Origin of the sequence: Sporofaciens sp. JLR.KK001, assembly GCF_036941055.1 — a bacterium.
GTDB lineage: Bacteria > Bacillota > Clostridia > Lachnospirales > Lachnospiraceae > Sporofaciens.
In genome coordinates, this window is sequence record NZ_JAYMNO010000002.1 from 493510 (window position 1) to 513484 (window position 19975).

At 44.3% G+C, this 19975-nt stretch carries 22 protein-coding genes; 3 read left to right on the forward strand and 19 right to left on the reverse strand.

Annotated features, from left to right (window positions below; genetic code table 11):
- Positions 1-161 precede the first annotated feature (161 nt).
- The 12 genes from VSQ62_RS27645 to VSQ62_RS27700 form a co-directional block, all read right to left on the reverse strand.
- Positions 162-515 (reverse strand): helix-turn-helix domain-containing protein, encoded by a 354-nt coding sequence (locus tag VSQ62_RS27645; protein ID WP_334638204.1) that lies wholly within the window; start codon positions 513-515, stop codon positions 162-164.
- Between the two features lie 241 nt (positions 516-756).
- On the reverse strand, positions 757-1086 hold the full coding sequence (locus VSQ62_RS27650) for a DUF6050 family protein (RefSeq protein ID WP_334638205.1): 330 nt from the start codon (positions 1084-1086) through the stop codon (positions 757-759).
- 110 nt (positions 1087-1196) lie between these two features.
- Positions 1197-2351: a replication initiator protein A gene (locus VSQ62_RS27655; protein ID WP_334638206.1), complete on the reverse strand. Its 1155-nt coding sequence runs from the start codon at positions 2349-2351 to the stop codon at positions 1197-1199.
- Positions 2332-3228 (reverse strand): ParB/RepB/Spo0J family partition protein, encoded by an 897-nt coding sequence (locus VSQ62_RS27660; RefSeq protein WP_334638207.1) that lies wholly within the window; start codon positions 3226-3228, stop codon positions 2332-2334. The genes VSQ62_RS27655 and VSQ62_RS27660 overlap by 20 nt, the downstream gene beginning before the upstream one ends.
- Positions 3218-4003 (reverse strand): ParA family protein, encoded by a 786-nt coding sequence (locus VSQ62_RS27665; protein WP_171286677.1) that lies wholly within the window; start codon positions 4001-4003, stop codon positions 3218-3220. Before VSQ62_RS27665 ends, VSQ62_RS27660 begins: the two co-directional genes overlap by 11 nt.
- A 26-nt stretch (positions 4004-4029) precedes the next feature.
- The gene (locus VSQ62_RS27670; protein ID WP_016219872.1) at positions 4030-4197 is read right to left on the reverse strand and encodes a hypothetical protein; all 168 of its coding nucleotides are present in this window, start codon (positions 4195-4197) and stop codon (positions 4030-4032) included.
- The gene (locus VSQ62_RS27675; RefSeq protein ID WP_334638208.1) at positions 4190-4654 is read right to left on the reverse strand and encodes a DUF6075 family protein; all 465 of its coding nucleotides are present in this window, start codon (positions 4652-4654) and stop codon (positions 4190-4192) included. Before VSQ62_RS27675 ends, VSQ62_RS27670 begins: the two co-directional genes overlap by 8 nt.
- Positions 4655-5255: 601 nt before the next feature.
- A complete protein-coding gene (locus VSQ62_RS27680; protein ID WP_334638209.1) occupies positions 5256-6497 on the reverse strand; it encodes a site-specific integrase in 1242 nt (413 codons plus the stop codon).
- 33 nt (positions 6498-6530) lie between these two features.
- On the reverse strand, positions 6531-6713 hold the full coding sequence (locus tag VSQ62_RS27685; RefSeq protein WP_330391898.1) for a hypothetical protein: 183 nt from the start codon (positions 6711-6713) through the stop codon (positions 6531-6533).
- A 111-nt stretch (positions 6714-6824) separates the two neighbouring features.
- Entirely contained in the window at positions 6825-7019 is a 195-nt protein-coding gene (locus VSQ62_RS27690) for a DUF6462 family protein (protein WP_074924834.1), read from the reverse strand.
- A gap of 446 nt (positions 7020-7465) precedes the next feature.
- Positions 7466-7705: a helix-turn-helix domain-containing protein gene (locus VSQ62_RS27695; protein ID WP_159749943.1), complete on the reverse strand. Its 240-nt coding sequence runs from the start codon at positions 7703-7705 to the stop codon at positions 7466-7468.
- A complete protein-coding gene (locus tag VSQ62_RS27700) occupies positions 7689-8129 on the reverse strand; it encodes an RNA polymerase sigma factor (protein WP_159749941.1) in 441 nt (146 codons plus the stop codon). Before VSQ62_RS27700 ends, VSQ62_RS27695 begins: the two co-directional genes overlap by 17 nt.
- A 508-nt stretch (positions 8130-8637) precedes the next feature.
- Between VSQ62_RS27700 and VSQ62_RS27705 the strand changes: the two genes are divergently transcribed.
- On the forward strand, positions 8638-8973 hold the full coding sequence (locus VSQ62_RS27705) for a helix-turn-helix transcriptional regulator (RefSeq protein WP_244324955.1): 336 nt from the start codon (positions 8638-8640) through the stop codon (positions 8971-8973).
- A gap of 140 nt (positions 8974-9113) precedes the next feature.
- Here VSQ62_RS27705 and VSQ62_RS27710 read toward each other — a convergent pair whose 3' ends face one another.
- The 4 genes from VSQ62_RS27710 to VSQ62_RS27725 form a co-directional block, all read right to left on the reverse strand.
- Positions 9114-9449 carry a hypothetical protein gene (locus tag VSQ62_RS27710; RefSeq protein ID WP_159749937.1) on the reverse strand — a complete coding sequence of 112 codons (336 nt, stop codon included), beginning with the start codon at positions 9447-9449 and terminating at the stop codon, positions 9114-9116.
- A gap of 86 nt (positions 9450-9535) precedes the next feature.
- Entirely contained in the window at positions 9536-9934 is a 399-nt protein-coding gene (locus VSQ62_RS27715) for a winged helix-turn-helix domain-containing protein (protein ID WP_159749935.1), read from the reverse strand.
- A gap of 59 nt (positions 9935-9993) precedes the next feature.
- Positions 9994-10833, reverse strand: a complete 840-nt coding sequence (locus VSQ62_RS27720) for a M23 family metallopeptidase (protein ID WP_244324595.1) — start codon at positions 10831-10833, stop codon at positions 9994-9996.
- Positions 10814-11437: a TetR/AcrR family transcriptional regulator gene (locus VSQ62_RS27725; RefSeq protein ID WP_172547276.1), complete on the reverse strand. Its 624-nt coding sequence runs from the start codon at positions 11435-11437 to the stop codon at positions 10814-10816. The genes VSQ62_RS27720 and VSQ62_RS27725 overlap by 20 nt, the downstream gene beginning before the upstream one ends.
- A gap of 429 nt (positions 11438-11866) precedes the next feature.
- Here VSQ62_RS27725 and VSQ62_RS27730 point away from each other — a divergent pair, with 429 nt between their 5' ends.
- On the forward strand, positions 11867-12208 hold the full coding sequence (locus VSQ62_RS27730) for a plasmid mobilization protein (RefSeq protein ID WP_115625515.1): 342 nt from the start codon (positions 11867-11869) through the stop codon (positions 12206-12208).
- On the forward strand, positions 12157-13530 hold the full coding sequence (locus VSQ62_RS27735) for a relaxase/mobilization nuclease domain-containing protein (RefSeq protein ID WP_159749931.1): 1374 nt from the start codon (positions 12157-12159) through the stop codon (positions 13528-13530). The genes VSQ62_RS27730 and VSQ62_RS27735 overlap by 52 nt, the downstream gene beginning before the upstream one ends.
- A 680-nt stretch (positions 13531-14210) precedes the next feature.
- Here VSQ62_RS27735 and VSQ62_RS27740 read toward each other — a convergent pair.
- From VSQ62_RS27740 to VSQ62_RS27750, 3 genes are all read right to left on the reverse strand, one after another.
- On the reverse strand, positions 14211-14414 hold the full coding sequence (locus VSQ62_RS27740) for a transposon-transfer assisting family protein (protein WP_159749929.1): 204 nt from the start codon (positions 14412-14414) through the stop codon (positions 14211-14213).
- 3 nt (positions 14415-14417) lie between these two features.
- Positions 14418-19037, reverse strand: coding sequence for a YodL domain-containing protein (locus tag VSQ62_RS27745; protein ID WP_159749927.1), 4620 nt, complete (start codon positions 19035-19037; stop codon positions 14418-14420).
- A gap of 91 nt (positions 19038-19128) precedes the next feature.
- Complete coding sequence (locus VSQ62_RS27750; protein ID WP_159749925.1) at positions 19129-19965, reverse strand: DUF6674 family protein; 837 nt, start codon at positions 19963-19965, stop codon at positions 19129-19131.
- Positions 19966-19975 lie beyond the last annotated feature (10 nt).

Below are 19975 nucleotides of genomic sequence, written 5' to 3' on the forward strand. Positions count from 1 at the left end.
CTGACTGCTATCCCCCTTTCATTTACCGTTTTCTCCTGTGGCTGTTTTCCTTTGATGCTTCCAGTGTAACAGCCCTGCCCTCCGTTTACCCCAACATATATGTGGAGATTCCCGGAAAGGACAACATATTTGTGGAACTGAAAGAACTGTGGTAAATCACATCATCTGCATTGCCGCAGTCCATCGACCAATGCCTCCATCGTCTGTAAAACCACCATCTGCTCACTCTGCTTCAGATGCCGGATGCGGCAGAACATCTTCCGGCACTGCCCATCCTCCTTCGTCTGGCCGCTTATGCCAAGAAGCTCGTTCGCATCCACGCCAAGTATCTGCACCATTTTTATAAATATCTCTATGGACATCGCAGACTGCCCGCCCTCAATGCGGCTGACGGTGTTGGCGCTGATCCCTGCCTGTTCCGCAACCTTCTCCTGTGACATGCTGATCTCATTCCTCCGGTCACGGATACGGTTGCCCAATTCAATCAAGTCCTGCGACCCTGCACGATTGCCCAATATGCACCTCCTTCCTGGTCTGAATTTTCTCCCGGAACTTTCCGTCACCGTATCGTAAAGTGTGCAGCCCGCTTTACATCCGCCATTCCGTCAAGCCCTGTCCCCTGTCTTTGCGACACCGTGTCGTAAAGTTGGACAACAAAAAAACAGCCGTGTATCAAGCTGTTTTTACGGATTGTTATTCAATTTATGTCTGTATTGCCTGTCCTTTCTGTTTCTTTCTATTTCTTTCACACGCCAATCATGCCCTGCAAGGCTTCCCAGCCATTTTTTTCACTGTCCATCTGATCACTGCCGCAGCCGCTTTCACCAGATATACTGCGGCCACCAGCAATCTCCAGACAAGAACGATCCCTCCAATCACGCCGCCCACAAGGACATTGATAAACAGGATGCCCACCGTGCTGCCAATGTCATAGCCTTTCGGGATAATCCAGAAAAACATCCTATGTATGCCAAATGGAATACCCATGAACCACCACAGGTCCAAATAATTGCACTCCCCATTCTCCATGCACAGCGGACGGAACAACGCCGCCAAAAACAATGCCGATACAACCGGGATTACCACTTTTTTACAAATTCACTTATTTTCATACTTTCCTCCAGTCTGTATCTGCATCCAGTATATCACGTCTGGCACACCGAAACAATTTTATCGCCAATATTCCCCACACTTTTTCATCCGCTCCCATATAGGTCGTGGTTCACTTCCGCTGTGTAATAATTGCTTATGGTCATCGGGGCATTATACAGCGTTGTCAGAAGATATGCCTTGATATTTCCCACCTTCGTCGTATTTGCGCCCAGGCAGGTAAGGATATACTCAATATGCTCATGGTTCAGCTTCATAAACCGGTTTTTGACAAGCGCCGCCGGCTTTTCCACTCCTGCAACCCGCACTGTGCCATTGTCCGGCAGCATCATCACTTCCACCATCAGCTCCACCAGTTCATCCACGTCCTCCCTCCGGTGATAACGTCCATCCTGAAAACACTCGTAAGATATGTGTTCCCGGATGATGTCTCGGTAAGCATCCATCTTTCCCATCACATCCGGCTCTGTTCCTAGGATAAATGGATTAGACAGGATAAGATTAGGATGGATAGCAGACACACCGGATTCAGGATCATTAAGATCAGGCTTACTACACTCCGTTTCACTAAATTCAGTATCACTTAAATCAGTCTTGTTAATATCAGTCTTATTAGATTGTGATTTTGGAAATTCTTGAATTGTGATTCCCACCATTCCAGAAGTATGATTTTCATCATTCTTGAATTGTGATTCTGGAGATTCTTGAATTGTGGTTTTCATCATTCCTGAATTGTGATTTTCACCATTCTTGAATTGTGATTCTGGAAATTCTTGAATTGTGGTTTTCACAACTCTTGAATTGTGATTTTCACTATTCTGTGCATTTATAGGCGTTCCACCCTGTTTCTCCTCTCTTTCCTTGTCCTCAGTCTGCCGGATAATGAAATTTTTCACGTATATGACATTCGACTTTCCAAGCCCCAGGCGTTTCTTTTCAATCAGTCCAATTCCTTTATCTGCATCCAGTTCTTTTAGAAGCCTTACCGCTTTTTGTGTACCACAGTTCATAAGCTCTGCAATTTCTTCCACCGTAAAAATAATATACACCCTGTCCTCTTCATCAAACCACCGGTTCTTTATACTAAGGCTCATACGGTCTAATAAAAGACCGTATAAAACCTTCGCCTCACAGGAGAGAGACTTGAAGCATTCTGCAGTAAACAGAATCTTCGGAATCCGGTAAAACGTGTACTGCTCCGCTTCCATTCCCCGATAATAATCAAACTGTAATTCCTGCATCCGTTGTCCCTCCCTCCTTCTGCTTCCATTCCTCCAGAAGTGTATAGATCACATCCTCAATCTGCTCTTTGGAATACTCCGTTGGGAAATAATTGCGGATTCTCTTTGCGGAAATCGTCACATTCACATTTTCCTTGTCTTTCCGGATTAAAACCGCATATGCATTCCCTTCCGTCAATTCCCCTGTTTCACTGCTTTCCTTTAGCTGTTCTGCCTGCGCCTTCGATGGGAATATGCCGCTGTTGCCGATGGCATCCACAACCCATGCCTGTTCTTCTGCTTTCAGATAAGACAGTTTCTCCCCGACCACCATAGGGATTTTATTTTCATCCACATAATCCATCAGTTTTTCCACCAGTTCCGACAGCCGGATATAACGCTGCACTGTCCTCCCGCTGTCCCCGGCAGCTTCCCCGATAGCATCTGCAGTATATTTCTCCCCTTTGCTGCCCTGGTGCTTCATTGCTTCGTATTTCATCCGGTATGCCTTCGCCTTCTCACTTGGCAGGATGTCCTCCCTCTGGATATTCGTATCGACCATCAGGACTACCGCTGTATCATCATCCATTTCCCGGATAATGACAGGCATTTCCGTAAGCCCTGCAAGCTCACAGGCCCGCCACCGTCTATGCCCTGCAATAACCTCATAGCCGCCTTTCGGGTGCGGGCGCACAATCCCCGGCATCAACACGCCATACTGCTTTACGCTTTCCACCGTTTCCTGCATCTTTTCATCATCCAGCACCCGGAACGGATGGCCTTTAAACGTATGCAGTTCACTTAGGGGCACGGAAGTGACCGTTTCCCCCGCTTCATCTATGCCAAATAAATCATCAAAGCTGTTCAGCCTTACCTTCTCTGCGCTCTTACTTTTCATCCGCAAGCACCTCCTGTGTCAGTGAATGGTAGCCGCCTGCCACAATCCCCTTCGGATCATGGAGATAGATGCTTTTCCCCTCTGCTGTGGTTTCCGCAGCCTTTACGGACAATGGGATGCAGTTCTCGAAAATATGTACCCGGTTCCCATATACCTCCCGGATCTGTGCTGAAATGTCCCTTGCGAAGTTTGTCCTCCGGTCTACCTTTGTCAGCAGAATCCCCATAATATCAAGCGCCGGGTTTAGCTTTCTATGTACCCGTCCAATCGTCTTAATAAGCTGCTGAAGCCCTTTGACTGGGAGATATGCCGCCTCTACGGGAATCAGTACGCTGTCCGCCGCTACAAGGGCGTTTATCGTAATCATGCCAAGCGAGGGCATACAATCAATAATCGCAAAGTCATACTCCCCTTTTACGCTGTTGAGATACTGGCGCAGTATCGTTTCCCTGCTCATAACATTTACCAAGGCCGTTTCCAAGCCTGCCAGTTCGATATTTGCCGGGATAAAATCAATCCCTTCCTCATGGTGGATAATGCCCTCACCTAACTCTGCATCCTCGTCATTGATTACCTTTTCCATGATGTTCACTAACGTCACATCCAGCTCGTCCGGCTCCGCAATCCCCAGGCTCACCGCCATGCTGCCCTGCGCATCTGCCTCTACCAACAATACTTTCTTGCCTGCCCTGGCAAGCCCAATCCCTAAATTCACACACGTTGTAGTCTTGCCGACTCCGCCTTTCTGGTTTGCTACTGCGATCACTCTGCACATATATACTTTCCTCCTGATTCTCCAATCTATTTTTCTGTTCTTTCCACTTCCGCATATACACGGAAATACTTATTTGTCCCTTTGTTTGCAAATGGTTCCGACACTTCTTTCACATCCACGCCTTCATGCCGCTCCAAAAGCCGCCGGAACCAGTGAAGGTCTTTCTTTGTCCCCTGCATCCTGATTTTAAGCATATAAATCCTCCATATCCACGTAAAAACAGTATTCTGGATAGCGGAGCTTGACTGCCTCCCAAAAGTATCTGGCATAGCCGCAGCAGAATAAATCTTCCACCGTATAACACCGGCACTCTTTTAATTGTTCCTCCGCATCCTCCGTATCATAGACACTTGGTGTGCTATTACAATAGAGATTAAACGCCATCCGTACAATCTTTGCGCTTCCGCTGGTCTGCCAGCCTTCATGCAGGCACTCTGTTTTTACGCATCCTGTTTTAAAATCATAAATCCTGTCTACATTTACCCTGGTATTCCGGTCAATCCCAAGGCAATATACCAACGCTTTGTGGTACACATCCTGGTACCTGCATTTCTGCAGATATTCTTTATAAAATTTCTTGTGTTCATCATTCTTGAAAGTAATTGTGCGAGTATCTTTCTTTCCTGCACCTTTCGCTGTATTCGCTGCCATAACCTGTCCTCCTTATCTTATCTGCTTGTTTTTTTATATTCTTGGGAGCTACACTCCCAAACCCTTGTGGATTCGTGCTGCCAGTTACCCAAAATACGGCTAACTGTCAACCCGAATTTGCTTTTGCCCCGGAGAACGGTTTTTCACTCCTGACCTTAACGCTATGTTTGCCATTTTCTTTTCCTCCAATTCAAATTTATTTTTTGACCATAACAAAAAAGGACACTTCCCTAAAATTTCTTTTAGAAAAATGTCCTTAAAGTGCTTACTGTATTAAGTTGGCTCATGTACCAATCAACGCATTATCAGGCATTATCCCGCATTATGCGTTGCAAATTTGTTGCAATTTTGTTGCAAAATCTGAATCGAAGTACCGCAAACCCTTGAAAATACTGGCTTTATTTGTCCAAAGACTTCATTGTCGGGATTTTAAGTCAATTTAATTTAAAATGGCTTATTTCCCTTTAACTAGCCGCTTTTCCGCATCTCCACCACAGCCATATAACGCTATTTCATTGATTAAAACCTTTGAATTTGTCGTACTCTTGTCGTATGGCACACAAGTTGTCGTACCCTCTGTCAGTCCTAGCCGGACTCTTTCCTAAAATACATCCAATTTGTGTGCTAAATTTTCAATCGCTTCCTGTTTCTTTGCATCGGTGACTTCCGCATATATGTCCATCGTGGTTTCAATATTAGCGTGTCCCATTATGGACTGGATCACCTTTAAATTTGTTTCATTCTCGCAAAACCTCGAACAAAAGGTATGCCTCAAATGATGACATGAAAAATGTGGTATTAGCACTGGCTCCCGGTGTTGCTTGGAAGCATTAACCACTTCTTCTGCATTGTACGATTCGTATATACGCTTGATTGCCCGGTTGATAGACTGTGGATTGTGGACGTACCCAAAACGGTTCATAAAGATAAAACCTTTCATCCCGTCAATCTCCGTTTCGTTGAATCCATTTTCCTGTTGGTCTGCAAGCTCCGCCCGGAGTGCATCATAAACCGCATCCATCATCGGAATACTGCGTATACCCGCTTCTGTTTTTGGGAGTGATATAGAAAACGTACACATCGGGTGTTCCTTAAATTCTCTGCTGTAATAAACCAGACTGTGGTTGATGCTGATTACACGTTTTTCAAAATTTACATCTTCCCACCTTATCCCGATTGCTTCCCCAATCCTGCACCCCGTCCCTAATAAGAACTTAAATAAAGATGTCCAACGGTAATATGTAGGATTGCTTTCTATATAGTTTATAAAGGCTCTCTGCTGTTCCAGAGTTAAAGCGTGTCTTACGCCATGATTTCTCCCCGGCTGTTTTTTGATCTGCGCCATAACCCCGTCACTCGGATTGTTGCGGATAATATCATCCCGCACCGCCAACTGGAATGTTGGGTGAAGCACCGTATGGATTGTTTCTAATGTGTTAATCTGCATTTCCTTTTCTTTCAGCAAGTGCTGGTAGAATTGCAACACATCAGAAAACTTTATCGCTGCGATTTTCTTCTTCCCAAACCCATTACGGATAAAACGGTCATACATATATTTGTAGTTCCTCATGGTTGTTCCCCTGAGTTCTGACTTTGTAGATATATACCTGTCAAAAACAAAATTGACCGTTGCACTGCCAGCCACATAAGTATCCATTCCGTCTAACTGGTCTTTAATCAGTTTTTCCTCCCTCTCACGCAGTTCCATAATATCTTTAGAGTAAATGCTCCGGCGTTTTCCTTCCGGATTGGTATAAGTATAAACATACTTGCCATCGCAACTGCGCTGAGTTTCACCCTTCCTTAAAACCCTCCCTTTATTATCCTTTCTTGATTTTGTCATCTCTGCTCCTTTCTCAAGGAAAGAGATTTCGTACTAACTACTTATCGGTTCTTCCATTGCATACTGCAAATCAATCCCCTTTTGTAGCACCTGCGTTATGGTCATGTCATGTTTGGACGCATATTCCCTGAGTTTTGCGGCTTCTTCCTCTGTCAGCTTCAACCCGATAAGGCTTTTTTTCGGATTGTCAGACTTTGGTCTGCCTGTCCTCGCCACAATATACACCTCCATCCATTTCATAATCATTATACTTTCAGTTTAACTAAAAGTCAACACTTATTTTCGGTTATACGAAAAATCTTTCTGCTTTGCATATACGCATCTTGACTATTTCACACGAAATGATTCTAAATACTGGTCAAACGTATCTAAATCAACCAATACCATTCTATCAATTTTCAATATTGCGCCTGCATCTTTCGCCAAAGACTGAAATTTATTCATTCCCATGCTGTACATTTCTGCGCCTTCTTTATATCTGACTAACCTCTTTTTGTTAATCGCCTTCGGTATTCTCTGCATCAAAAATATCCTCCTAATTCTTTGCACAGCTTTATCTGCTAATAAACAGGCAGAATACGCTTCTTCCCATTTATTAGCAGATAAAAACTGCAATACAGGTGGCGGCTCATTACGCCGCCCACATCGGTCTTGCACCGTCATTTCATTGACCGAGCTGCGGCTTCCCCACAGCCCGGAAGTATCATTATCACAGATATGCTTCATCGCCCCATGTAACTGCTACATATTTTGCCCGATCTCACTCGCTCCTTACCTTTGCTTCAATGTCCTGCTTCAACATTTCCTCACGTTTCACCCTGTTATAAATCAGGGCAGGTACGTCATGGCGCATCTGCTTAGTGGCTCTGCATATCCTCACGTCCTGTATGCAATACAGTATTCAGTTGTCAAGGTTCATGTACGCATACCCCGGTCAGACAGCGGAAAGGGACACCGCCGACTTTTTGTTATGCGACTTCAAAAGCCAATATCTTTGTAATCAGCTTCGTTTCCAATCTGCGACGCAAGGTTTCATCAACACAGTAATGCGGTATGCCGCATTCGTCATAGAGTTTTCTTGTAGCCAATGCTGCAATGTAACCCTCATAATGCTTCAGAACCCTGTTGATTGCTTCCACATCGCCGGAAGCCGCTGCCGCTATAATATGGTAGGGCAGCAATTTTGAACACTTACTTGATTTCTCCATTTCTGATTCCTTCCATAATCTTTTTTAATGCCTGTAGTGAGCTGACACGATGATGATGAATGGTACTCCTGACCAGATTCATGTGTTTTGCGATTTCCGTATCAGACATATCCATGAAAAAAGACAAAAGAATTACATTCCGCTTTTTCTCCGGCAGATACTTCAACGCTTCGCTGATAAGCTCGTCCTTTACCTCGATGTCATAATCAAGGACACGAAATATTTCCGATTCATCTATGTACTCATCCACAGTATTCAACCGACTCAACTCCTCCTCCGGCACTTGTGACAAAGAAATTTCATGCCGTCTCCGGTACTCCATTTCCTTTTCATAATTGACCTTTTCACCATGCAATACCATTTTGCAGAAGCTGTCAAACTGATGCCTAACGGTCTGTTTTCTTTCGGAAGAAGATTGCTCCATAAGAGTTCACCTCCTTCCGTATCCAAATGGGACAGAGTGAAATGGTTCTCCCTTTCACCCCATATCCCAATCGGGAATAGGCAAAACGTCGAAAACTTTGCAAATATTTGAAAAAGTTTTCAAATATATAAAAAACGCCCGGACAGGTACAAATCCTGCGGACGTCTTTTATCCCATAATATGAAATTATAGCTACATCTTTGTAATCTCTGACACTACCTTCAAGGGTGTTCTCTACTGCCTCGTCTGTTAAGATTTTTTTAACCGTTTATACCCGGTATCCCCTCTTAGATGTAGTTGTTGCATGGCACTCCCCACGCAATCACAAAGCAAAAAGACACTTGAAAAAGCCTTTGCCGGATTGCGTTTTTTTTACAATCCCAAAGGATTTCAAATGTCTTGGTAGTGTTATACACTATTTAATTTTAATCTCTAACACTTTTCACTTTTTGAAGGTATCGTTATACACTACTTAAAAGAAGTCACAGGAGGTGAAAAAGTGTCAAACATGACTCCCACTTTAGGGCAAATAATGAAAAAAGCTCGCCTTGAGCAGCGATTCACACAAGAAGAAATTGCAGAACGCATCGGCTGTCATCCCCAATATTACAAAAATCTGGAAAATGACAAGGGTACGCCGAGTATTCAGCTTTTTTGTACCATCATGCGTACATTAAACATATCTGCTGATTCATATGTTTACCCAAATCAAAACATAAACGATCCATGTTATCAGAAGATCATACAGTTACTCGGTCAATGCAGCCAGTACCAGCTTTCCGTTCTTCTTGCAACCGCAGAAGCTCTGGTATGGGATAATCCCACAAAGAAAAATGATACATAGAAAACATAGATTTTCTTATACTGAAATGTAACCACTTCTAATTCTTTTATAGTTTTTTTATAGTTTTTCTTGCCTAATTATAGATTTGACTGATATGTTACATTTAAAAGGCTCATATCCGTCTGGAATGAGCCTTTCTTTCATTTTAACTTTTCTATTGCTCTCTCAATTTTTCCGTCCGACTCTAATAGTCCCAAACCTGATAATATCTGCACACAATCTATAATTCCCTGACAATATGCTTCCTGCTGTTCCTCAAAAGACACCGCCTGTATCTGTTCTATATAATTGCAGATTGTTTTCTGTTGCAGTTCAGATAAGTTCTTTTGTTCCTTCTCCCATATTTGCCTAACTATTTTCAGGGCTTTCTTTTCTTTCTGGCAGCTCTCCAAATGAATGACAGAGTTCCTCTTAATGTCCTCACAGCGTAATTCTTTTAGAAATAATGATACTTTTACCCATACCTGATTTTCCATCTTTGATTTCCTCCTGTTCAAAATTTTTATTTTCATATTGTAACGCAAAATGAGCAGATATTACCATCTTGCCCTGTAATATCTGCTCATTTTGTTCTTTCGCTAAATTTGTAACCCACTCCCCATACAGTGATGATATATCTTGGGTGTGCCGGATCAGGCTCTATCTTCCGTCGAATTTTGTTAATGTATGCGGTCATGTTCCGTTCATCAAAAACATATTCATTATTCCAAACAGCATCATAAATCTGCTCTTTGCTGAAAACACGCCCTCTATTCTGTACCAACAGCATAAGTATTTCAAATTCTTTTCCTGTTAATACAATTTCTGTCCCATTACGAAAAACCTGATAATTCTCTGGTACAAGTTTCAGACCATCAAAGGAAAGCAACGTATCTTTTTCAGTTTCCATAGGTAATTGATAGCCATATTCATTCATTAAATGCTGAAGCTTAGATAAAAAACCCTCATCAACATTTTTCATTTGAATAAGCATTATGTCATTGATTTACACCGCCCCCTATCATTTATCTTAATATTTGATTACCAAAACCTGATTCGATCTTTATCTGTAGGAATACCGTTTTCTATTATTTGCCACTCATTATCCCGAAATATCTCATACTGTTCAAAAGCACAAGGCACTCCATTTGCTACACTTATATCACTACTGTCCATAAGCTGAAAATGTAAGTGTGGAGCAAAGGAATTTCCAGAATGACCTACTCTGCCAATAACTTCACCTTTTTTTATCATTTGACCTACTGAAACCTGAATAGAGCCTGTTTGAAGATGACAAAGTGCAGCATATACATTTTCACTATATTTAATAATCACATAGTTTCCTGCGACTGATTGAATATCGTCCTTTTCCGGATCAAAATAATGGGCATTTTTATATGCGTTAGACATATCCGCCAGTAGATTTGTTTTTTCGTTTTCAGCATAACCGTCCTCAGCGCCAACAACAATACCGTCACAAGGAGAATATACTTCTTGTCCCCAACAATAGTAATCGCTCAATTTAACACCCGAAAAAAGATATTGCATTACTCCAACACGATAAGCAGGAGTACCTATTCGATTCCAGTCCACTTGGATAAAATCGTATGCATATCTTGTTCCTAATTGATTTGTACCATGACTGGGTACTTTTGTCCCCGGTGTATTAGGAGAAAGCCATTCTCCCCGTAATGGAAACTCAACAATAATCGGCTCATACATTTCAAGCATAGCGTTCCTCCTATCAATCCATTTCTTTGCGGAATTAAAAAAAATCAGCATAATCACAAAAATACATATTGTTATTTTTTTGTGCTTTAATATGCACTTTTTAAGCATTATGAAAAGATTTTTATATCGCCTACTCATTGCTAACTCCATAAAAGATTTTCTTTAGTTCATCAAAATACCTGTCAAGTTTTTTTAGCAGAACATCAGAATTTACATTTGTTTCATCACTACGAATCTCATGCAATAGTTGATTTGTAAATCCGATATTAGACCAAAGAATAATTTGCTTGCACATTTCTATATCCACCCCTTTTCTAAATTTAGTGGTATCTATTTCATCAAACAATTTGGTATAACATTCTAAATGATTTTTTCTTTTTTCAAGTTCATTATTGATTTCGTCTGAATTGGTGACACATGAAAGTTTATTAAGCTCCGTTATCCAAGGATATTTTTGTATTAATGCAATCTGCAAAACATATGATTGATGTAACTTATCAAAAACATCTCTTTCCTCATAGTTCATCAGCTCGAAATATTCCTGTTTCATCAAATCTGAAAAAAAGTCATATACCACAAGAAAAAGTTCCTGTTTACTATTCACATAATGAAACATAAGAGCTTTTGAAATCCCTGCTTCCTTTGCAATAACATTTGTTGAAGCGTCATCATATCCCCGTACTGCAAATTCTTTTAAAGCAGCATTAAGGATAGCATCACGTCTTTGGGTATCTAACTCTAATAGCTTTGTCAATGCCTGTTCCCCTTCCTATTGTCAGCATTTACCTAAAAGGTCAATGCTATTATACATCTATTTACCTAAAAGGTCAATACCGATACTTAATATATTTGGACTGCTTAAAGTCTTGTTATGCCGACACACCCTCCGGGAGTGTCGTGGGTAGAATAGCAAGCACTGCTCATGTCCGGACACATGAGCAAAATTCCCCATACTTCCCTGCCGTCCGTATGATGAAATTTCCATAGGGAAGTATCCCTAACCCTCTTTGCTTTTCTTTCCTCTTTTTCTCTGCAAGTCCTTGACCTTCTTCCGCAGATTTGCTACAATAACACATGGATAATTCTATCCAAAACAACTGAACAGACACGAAACCAGACTGTTGTAAACCGAACAAGTTACAGCAGTTTTTTTATGCCCAAATTTAGAAAGGACGATGTAAAAATGGCAAACAGGACACGCACCAACCGGAATGAATTTCACTTAGATGACAAAGAGCAGTACATCCTTGATGAGAAGTTTAAGCTGTCCGGCATGAAAAGCAAATCGGCTTTCATCCGGAAGCTGATTTTATACGGATATGTCTATGACGTGGATTACAGTTTTTTGCGGGAATACAATACGGAGTTGGGGCGGATCAGCTCTAACCTGAACCAGATTGCAAAGAGGATTAACAGCACAAACCACGTCTATCAGGAAGATATGGACGAAGTAAAGGAGTTGATGAAACAGGTATGGCAGTCACAAAAATCCATGCTATCACAGCAACCGTTGATAAAGCGGTAGCCTACATATGCAACCCGGACAAGACAGATGAAAGCATCTACATTTCTTCCTATGCCTGTGCGCCGGAAACCGCAGCGATTGACTTTAAATATACCTTAGACCACTGCCGGGAAAACAGCCCCAATAAAGCCTATCATCTGATACAGGCTTTCGCTCCCGGTGAGGTCAGTTTTGATGAAGCGCACCAGATAGGGAAAGAACTTGCCGACAAGGTTTTAGAGGGAAAATTTTCTTATGTTGTCACCACACATATTGATAAAGGTCACGTCCATAACCATATCATTTTCTGTGCTGCTGACAACATAGAACATGACAAATACCATGATTGCAAGCAGAGCTATTACCGCATCCGAAAATTAAGTGACGAGCTGTGCAGCGAGCATAATCTTTCTGTCATTATCCCCGGTGGGGAGCGTGGAAAAAAATACAACGAATGGCAGGCAGATAAGAACAGCGCCGCATGGAAAACACAGATAAGGAAAGACATCAACGCCGCCATAAAATCATCCTCCACCTATGAAGAATTTCTGCTCCTGATGCGGGCAAAAGGCTATGAGATAAAAGGGGAAACTTTTGGGGAAGACGCCCTCAAATTTATCTCCTTCCGTCCACTCGGCAAAGACCGTTTTGTGCGTGGCAGCATCAAGTCACTCGGAAAGGAATACACAAAGGAGCGCATCAAAGAACGGATTGAACTAAAACGAGAACGGAAGGCAGTTATCCCGAAAAGGGATTACGCAAATAAGAGATTGATTGACACCTCTGATGAGAAATTTCAGAACAGTCCGGGGCTGCAGAGGTGGGCGGCGGTAGAGAATTTAAAGATTGCGGCACAGGCATATAATGAAGCTGGCTCTATAAAAGAACTGGAACAGAAAATCGCCACCACAGCCGCCACCGGGAAGGAAGCAAAGCAGACTGTCCGCAAGCTGGAGAACCGCATCAAAGACCTTGCGGAAATCATCAAATATGCGGAGCAGTACAAGGCAAATAAAGCGTATAATATCGCCTATAAGAAGTCCAAAAATCCTGACGCTTATTTCCGTAAGCATGAGAGCCAGATCATCCTTTATGGCGGCGCAAGGCGTATGCTGGAACAGGCGGGCATCCCCTTAAAAGGCTTGAACATTGACAAGCTGAAAGCGGAGTATCAAGAGCTGACCGCACAGAAAAAAGAACTGACCGTCACATACAAAAACTGTGAAAAAGAGCTGAAATCGCTGAACCGGAAACTGGAGAACCTGAACCAGTATTTAGGGCGCACAGAGCCGACAAAAAGCGCACAGGAACAGCCTGACCGGGATAATAACCCTTCCCGGTAATTCCCTGTCTGAAAAAGACTTTAAAAGCAAAAGAGCATCGTGGAAATGTGCATAACTCCCCATTCCGCTATGGACAACACCATTCACAGCATGTGGAAAAGCAAAGGGCAGCTTTCCCACATCCTGCAAACAGTGTTGCCCACAGCTCCATAAGACGGGGAGTTATACACATTACGCACAATGCCGACTGCGACGGAATCCCACCCATTCCTTCCTACTTTATTATATAAATTTAAAAAAATTCTTGTAAACAAGACCATATTCCTGTAATATAGTCTACAAATCTGCAAAAAAACAGGAGTGCCGAAGCACCCCCATTCCCTAAACCCTCTTGCAAAATTCGCAGTGTTGGTTTATAATCATCTTAGAAGCCGAAGGATATTAGCGTGTCCGACGGTTGCACAATCGGAAACTTATAAAGCGTAAAAAATACGGATTACAAGGCTATCCTCTATGGCAGTAGAAGATAGCCTTTTCCGTTACTTGCGGTTGTGTTTATTGTCTATGTATGTCAAGGCTGCAAAAATCACCAGCACCAACGTAAGCACTTCTAACGTATTCATACCGACCTCCTTTCCGTTTCCAGAAAGGACAACCGCAGACTATCCCTACTCGTTCTAATCTGACTAAGAGAATTATAGCACGTTATGTCGAATAATGCTATAAAAGATTTGCGTCAATCACTCCGCCGCTTCCAATGCCACCTCTGCAAATTCCGCATCGCTCATGGTTTCCAATTTCCCTAAAACCTGTCCGGCAAGCTCCACCATGTCACTGTCCTGTATGTGGGGAATCACATTCTTTATATCAGCAATCATGCCCTTTCTGTCCTGCCCCTCAAACACACACATCAAATTGATTTCTTCCACTGTAAATTTATCCATCGCTTATATCTCCCTCTCTGATTTTTTCTCTGTTCCCTTTTCAGGGACTTCCTTATCTGACTTATCCCTCTGCTCGATGACCGCTTTTTTCTCCGCCAGTTTTTCCTTTATGGAAATTCTGCCTGCTTGCTTTTCTTCTTTTGGCTTCTCATTGTTCAGGACGTTATCAATCATGTTATAGTTACATTCTTCCAGTTCCTCAATCTTTGCAAGCGGCTTGTATTCTGCCAGCTTATCTAACAGCTCCTTCGCCTTCCTTGCGGTCTGTACGCCCTCGCTGTCATCAAGCTCCGTCCCTTTCCCGATAATATCCGTCATGCCTTCCCGGATACTGTCTGAAATGAGCGCATTAAGGAAATCATTCAGATACCCGGTATTCCCGTTCCTGATGTCCTCTGTGATATTCGCTATCTGCGCTTCCCTGTCCTCCACTGTCTGATTGTACTGAACAGTGTCGTAGTTGTAGGAAAGCTGGTCTATCTCCGCAGCAAGGAAAGCCGCCTGCCACTTCTCCAGAGAACCCCTGACCTCTATATCCGGCAGCTTGTCGATCAGCTCCGCAATGACCTCCACCGCCTTCGGATTGTCTGTAATATCCGGCACATAGTCCAGAATCTCCAAATCCGCAACTCTGCCCGAAACAATATCCATCTGCGTGTCCTCATAGCTTTCTGTCCCTTCTGTATGGATATTGATGCCGATGCTTGGGATACCGTTCATCCTCTCCGGCGGTATCCGGTTGAAAATAGCGATTGCTTCCGGGACGTCTGCTATCCCCTCATGGTACTCTCCGAAATTGTGGAATTCCCCACACTCCGCCACTGTAAGGGTGACAACCGTCTGTTTTTCCTCCTGTGCCTGCTCTGCGGCTTTCTCCTGCAGGGCGGCTCGTTTTTCCTCAAGATAGGCTTCCACACCCGGAAGATACTCCCCAAGCGTCCCGGTCTTGCCCTCTGTAATGGGATTGATGTCTACCTTAACGCCGCCGATTGTAAAACCGTCCTCGTTGAAGGCATTGAACAGGGTATCTTCGTTTTCCCCGCCCCGGTACTCCACAGCCACGTCAAGGTCAGATACAGGTTCTTCCAAACCTCTGCATCTGCTCCCTGTAACCGCCATATCTACAAGCTCTATATCCATTCCATACTCGTCAATTTTGGACTGTAAATAAGCATAAACACTCATTTCTATATCTTCCTGTGTCTGCCCGTTGACAGGGTTAAATAATTCCTCAGTTCTGGCTTTAAAATCGGCTATCACTTTGCTTTCCACCGCTTCCGGCACTTCGGTTCTGATACGTTCCTCAAGATGCTCTTTTGCCGCCTGCTCTGCCTTTTCTATCAATCCGTCATAATCAATCGGTATCAGTTCATCGTCAGTGCGGATACTGCCCTCCAGACTGCTCCTGTGCGCTGGCTCTTTCAAATCCGTCACAATCTCGTCAAGTGCCTGTCTGATTGTTATGTCCGGATTGTCATATACACCCCCGTCCAGTTCCCGGTAGTCCATATCATATATGGTGTAATCATACCCCTCAGTGGCTTCCTGAATACTGATATAACGGTCTGCCAGACGGAAGGCAAGCTCTGTTTCCACCCTGTCCGCTTCCCTAACATTGGCATCTATGTACGGATTTTCCCACTCCGTAAACGGTACATCTTCCACGATATGCTTCTGGTTGGCTGTTGGCATGAGGTGTTCCATTTTCCCCTGTCCATAGAGGGCATCAAACCTGTCCATATAGAGGGAAATATCGTCAAGACCGCTGCTCTTTAGCTGGTATTCAAACCGCTGTTTCACAAAATCCTTTATTTCCTCCGGCGACATTTCCCGGTGAACCCGTACCTTGTCAAAGCCGACCTCGTGATTTAAAGTCTGCAAATCCTCCATGAAGCGACTGCTTTCCTCTGCCGCCTTGCTGTGCGTAAAATCCAGCGACAGACAGTTTTCATGGTTTCTGACGTGGATCAGGTCAAATTCGCTGCCATTGACATGGAAGCCGAAAGTTGCCCTCGCCATATCCGGCTTGTCCTCCGTTTCCTTTCCCCGGTACTCTGTGAATTTCTCCATTGCTTCCGAAAGGCTCTCAAAACGCTCCAGCCTGCTTTTTTCCGGGCTGTTCTCCGCCCATGTGGATAAATCCTCAATGACATAATAGGAAACTTTGTCATTGTCCGGCTCTGCCATTGTATTTTCTGCCGCTGTATGTTCTTCCGCTGCTTCTGCCGGGATTTCCGCTGTTTCCTCCCTGACCGCATCTTTTTCTGTGCTGATTTCCACCGATACTGAAAGCTCCTTTGTAAATTCCGGTATCTCCCTGTAACCAACGGAATCCACATAATGGCTTGTGTTCTCCCCGTCCTGATGCAGCACCACCACATCACTTACGGAAAGGGAATGTCCGGTAAAGTCTGCCGGGTGGTCTATGTTGAACTTGGTATAAATATCTTCAAGGCTCATGCCCTCCGTAAGCTCCCCGGTATAGACAAGGGTGTAATTCTCTCTGGAAACCGGGATACCTTCTTTTTCAAGGTAATCCATATCCATAAAACGAATATCCCTTGTTTCTGCTGAATCTTTAAGCTGGTAGATGCCAAACCTTCCCTCATTGCCATACAAAAGCTGTGCTTCCCGGTTAGGTTCGCTGTCCTCCAATTCCTGCTTCATGGACAGGTATTCCTTATAAGCGTTCCAATCGCCTTTTTCCACGCCGAACAGCCCGTCATGCTCCTGCAATGCCGCCCTGTCCTCTACAAGCGTTTCTGAACCGTCTGCGTGGAGCTGGTACACCGACACATCTTCCCCAAACAGCTCCGATGCCATATCCTTTGTGAGAGGGAGCATTTCATCCCATGAATATCCGTATTCGTGCATTTCCGACAGCCCCACCATTCCGTCCGGGAGAGCGTCAATTTCTTCCTGCGCCACCCTGATCGTTTCCCAAAGCAAGGCTGAATCGTCTTTCTGCTCCGCAATGGAATGTGCAAGGGAAGTGGTCTTATACATATCATCCAGCCTATACGCATGGTTCATAATCAGATTGCGCTCATCGCTGTCATATACCGACCTGTGAAATTCCATGCGGTTAATAAGCTGCTCCGCCTGTACCGTTGCCGGAAGCTCCGAAGCGGTATGCACTTCCCATTCGCTCATATCCACATCAAAATCATAGAACTGCGGATACCCGTCATTCAAACCGCCGCTTCTCATAATCGGCACAAACTCAAAACCTCTCTCCTGCAGATAATCCAGCACATTTCCATTCCACTCATTTTCTTCCAAAAATGGTATGGCATATAAAACATTTGCCACTTCTGACTGCATATCCGCAATTTTAATGGTTTCATATTCTCCGCTGTCCGGCGTGGAGATTCTCACAATCACATCGCCATATTCAATCGGAACATTCGCCCTTTCCCGTTCTTCCTGCAATGCCTTGTAATCGGTTATCTCATGGGTATCCGTATCATAGGCATAGTCTAAATGGTATTCCCCTACTTCCTCACTCCGTTCATTGGCAAGCAGCGTTACCCATGCCCCGGCTCTTTCAAGGTAGGCTTCCACATTCTGCCTGTCATCGTCTTTCATAGCGGACAGCAGGTTAAATATTTCCGTCCTCTCCATGCCCTTAACATTCAAAAGGTCATATTCGGAACGGTCTGTATTCGACACAAGCAGGATAATGTCCTCCTGTGACTGTTCTGCGGCACGTTCTTTTTCAATTTCCAATAGCTGTGCTTCAATCCCCTTTATCAGCTCTGAGGAAGTCCGGCGTATCGTGTCAAGGGAAGATTTCAACTCCGGCATTTCTTTTCCGCTGCTCCACCCGGCGATATACCCGAAAGAATAATCGGACGTGTCAATCCCGAAATGCTGACATACGGTATAGGCGATGCTCTCGGCTTCCACTTCTTTGGTTTCCCGGTCTTTATAGACTGCTTTCTCCGTATCCTGCTCCGCTTCCCTTGCATGGAGCTTTGCGTGCGCCACTTCATGGACTCCGGTCTTTGCGGTCTGCGCTTCGCTCATGCCCTCTTTAATGGCGATAGGGCGGCTTAAATCAATAAAATATCCTTTCCTGTCACCCTCCATTTCCTCATATCGGATTGGGACAGGGGAAACCCTCTCTAACGCTTCCATAAAATCCCGGTAACGCTCCACATCCCCATGCAGTTCATTCACGCCAAGTCCGGGAAGCTCTTTCCCGTCCGTCTGCGAATAGTCGAACACTGTCACGACACGAAAGGCGGGTATCTTTATCTCCACTTCCTCCATGACGGGCATCCCGTCCCGGTCAAGCACAGGCTCATTCGTTACCGGATCAATCTTCTCCTGTTCCTCTTTGATTTTATAAGGCGCAGGCGCAAGGATACGGATACCCCTCTCGCCCTTATTTACATGGCGTTCAAAATTCCTCTGCCATGCCCTGTAGCCGGCAACGTATGTCGCATCCGGGCATTGCATCTCTATGAGCTGGATATTGTTTGCGCTGTAATTGTGGAATTTTGACATGGTGTTCAGGTAGCTTTTATATTTCTCCCCTTCAAACAGCTCCTTCAAGCCTTCCTCCAGCCTGTCCGTTATCTCTTTTACTTTCTGTTTTTCAGTTCTTGCATCTGCCATATGGTTATCTCTCCTTTTCCTCCATAAAAACAGAGGGCAGATAAGTTTCCCTGTCTGCCCCCTCTTTGGATATTTTTATTCGCTGATATTTTTATAAACATTCCTCTTTGCTTTTTGCCTTATCCGGCTCCGGCGCTTTTTTCTGCTGTCCCGCCTTTTCCTTCATCTGCGACAGCTTATCCTTTACGGACACCCGCCCTCCTTTCTCCGCTTCCTTCCCGGCATCCAGACGGGCAGAGAGCCGATCCAGCTTTTCAAACGCCTGATCCGCCCCGTTAATCTTCTTCCGCAGGTTCTCCACTGCCTTTTTTACAGGCGTGTTGACCGCCCTCGTCAGACCGACACCCGGCTTTTCGTCCGATGCCTCTTTCGTTCCTTTCCCGGCTAACAGCCTGCCCACGTTGGAAACGCTGTTCCCAATCTGTTTCAATTCATCCCCGATGCTGTCAATCTGGTTGGCTGTCTTTTCACAGTCCGTTATCACGTCAACCAGACGTTCCCGGTAGCCGGAAAGCATGGACTTCACGCCGGAGATTCCTTTCTGGAGAACCTTGCACATCTCCGCCCTGCCTTTTTCCTTAAAAGTGCTGACCGCCTGCGCTGCTGTTTCCACCAGACGGTTTCTTACCGCTGTCAGACGTTCCGACAGGCTTGTGACTTTCTCCTGAAGGTGGGATATTTTCTCCATAAGGTTCTCCGTAACGGACTTCGGCTGTTTCTCCTGCATCTGCGAAAGCTGCTCCCGGACACCCTGTAATTCATCCACCATTGCGGCAAGCTGCACCTGCATACCCGCCACATACCAGAAAACCCCCATAAAATCCTGTGACTGCTCGTTCATGTTCTGCTGGTTCAGCAGCTCCATAAGCTGCTTTAATGCGTCATTTTCCTCCATGACCTGTTTTGTGTTCTGTCCTGCTGTTTCCATTTTGCCCTCC

Bases quoted from the DNA above. Each gene is read 5' to 3' on its own strand.
- VSQ62_RS27655 (WP_334638206.1), bottom strand. From the start codon at position 2,351: ATGCAGGAATTACAGTTTGATTATTATCGGGGAATGGAAGCGGAGCAG.
- VSQ62_RS27660 (WP_334638207.1), bottom strand. From the start codon at position 3,228: ATGAAAAGTAAGAGCGCAGAGAAGGTAAGGCTGAACAGCTTTGATGAT.
- VSQ62_RS27665 (WP_171286677.1), bottom strand. From the start codon at position 4,003: ATGTGCAGAGTGATCGCAGTAGCAAACCAGAAAGGCGGAGTCGGCAAG.
- VSQ62_RS27670 (WP_016219872.1), bottom strand. From the start codon at position 4,197: ATGCTTAAAATCAGGATGCAGGGGACAAAGAAAGACCTTCACTGGTTC.
- VSQ62_RS27675 (WP_334638208.1), bottom strand. From the start codon at position 4,654: ATGGCAGCGAATACAGCGAAAGGTGCAGGAAAGAAAGATACTCGCACA.
- VSQ62_RS27680 (WP_334638209.1), bottom strand. From the start codon at position 6,497: ATGACAAAATCAAGAAAGGATAATAAAGGGAGGGTTTTAAGGAAGGGT.
- VSQ62_RS27690 (WP_074924834.1), bottom strand. From the start codon at position 7,019: ATGCAGAGAATACCGAAGGCGATTAACAAAAAGAGGTTAGTCAGATAT.
- VSQ62_RS27695 (WP_159749943.1), bottom strand. From the start codon at position 7,705: ATGGAGAAATCAAGTAAGTGTTCAAAATTGCTGCCCTACCATATTATA.
- VSQ62_RS27700 (WP_159749941.1), bottom strand. From the start codon at position 8,129: ATGGAGCAATCTTCTTCCGAAAGAAAACAGACCGTTAGGCATCAGTTT.
- VSQ62_RS27705 (WP_244324955.1), top strand. From the start codon at position 8,638: ATGACTCCCACTTTAGGGCAAATAATGAAAAAAGCTCGCCTTGAGCAG.
- VSQ62_RS27710 (WP_159749937.1), bottom strand. From the start codon at position 9,449: ATGGAAAATCAGGTATGGGTAAAAGTATCATTATTTCTAAAAGAATTA.
- VSQ62_RS27715 (WP_159749935.1), bottom strand. From the start codon at position 9,934: ATGAAAAATGTTGATGAGGGTTTTTTATCTAAGCTTCAGCATTTAATG.
- VSQ62_RS27720 (WP_244324595.1), bottom strand. From the start codon at position 10,833: ATGGAGTTAGCAATGAGTAGGCGATATAAAAATCTTTTCATAATGCTT.
- VSQ62_RS27730 (WP_115625515.1), top strand. From the start codon at position 11,867: ATGGCAAACAGGACACGCACCAACCGGAATGAATTTCACTTAGATGAC.
- VSQ62_RS27735 (WP_159749931.1), top strand. From the start codon at position 12,157: ATGGCAGTCACAAAAATCCATGCTATCACAGCAACCGTTGATAAAGCG.
- VSQ62_RS27740 (WP_159749929.1), bottom strand. From the start codon at position 14,414: ATGGATAAATTTACAGTGGAAGAAATCAATTTGATGTGTGTGTTTGAG.
- VSQ62_RS27745 (WP_159749927.1), bottom strand. From the start codon at position 19,037: ATGGCAGATGCAAGAACTGAAAAACAGAAAGTAAAAGAGATAACGGAC.
- VSQ62_RS27750 (WP_159749925.1), bottom strand. From the start codon at position 19,965: ATGGAAACAGCAGGACAGAACACAAAACAGGTCATGGAGGAAAATGAC.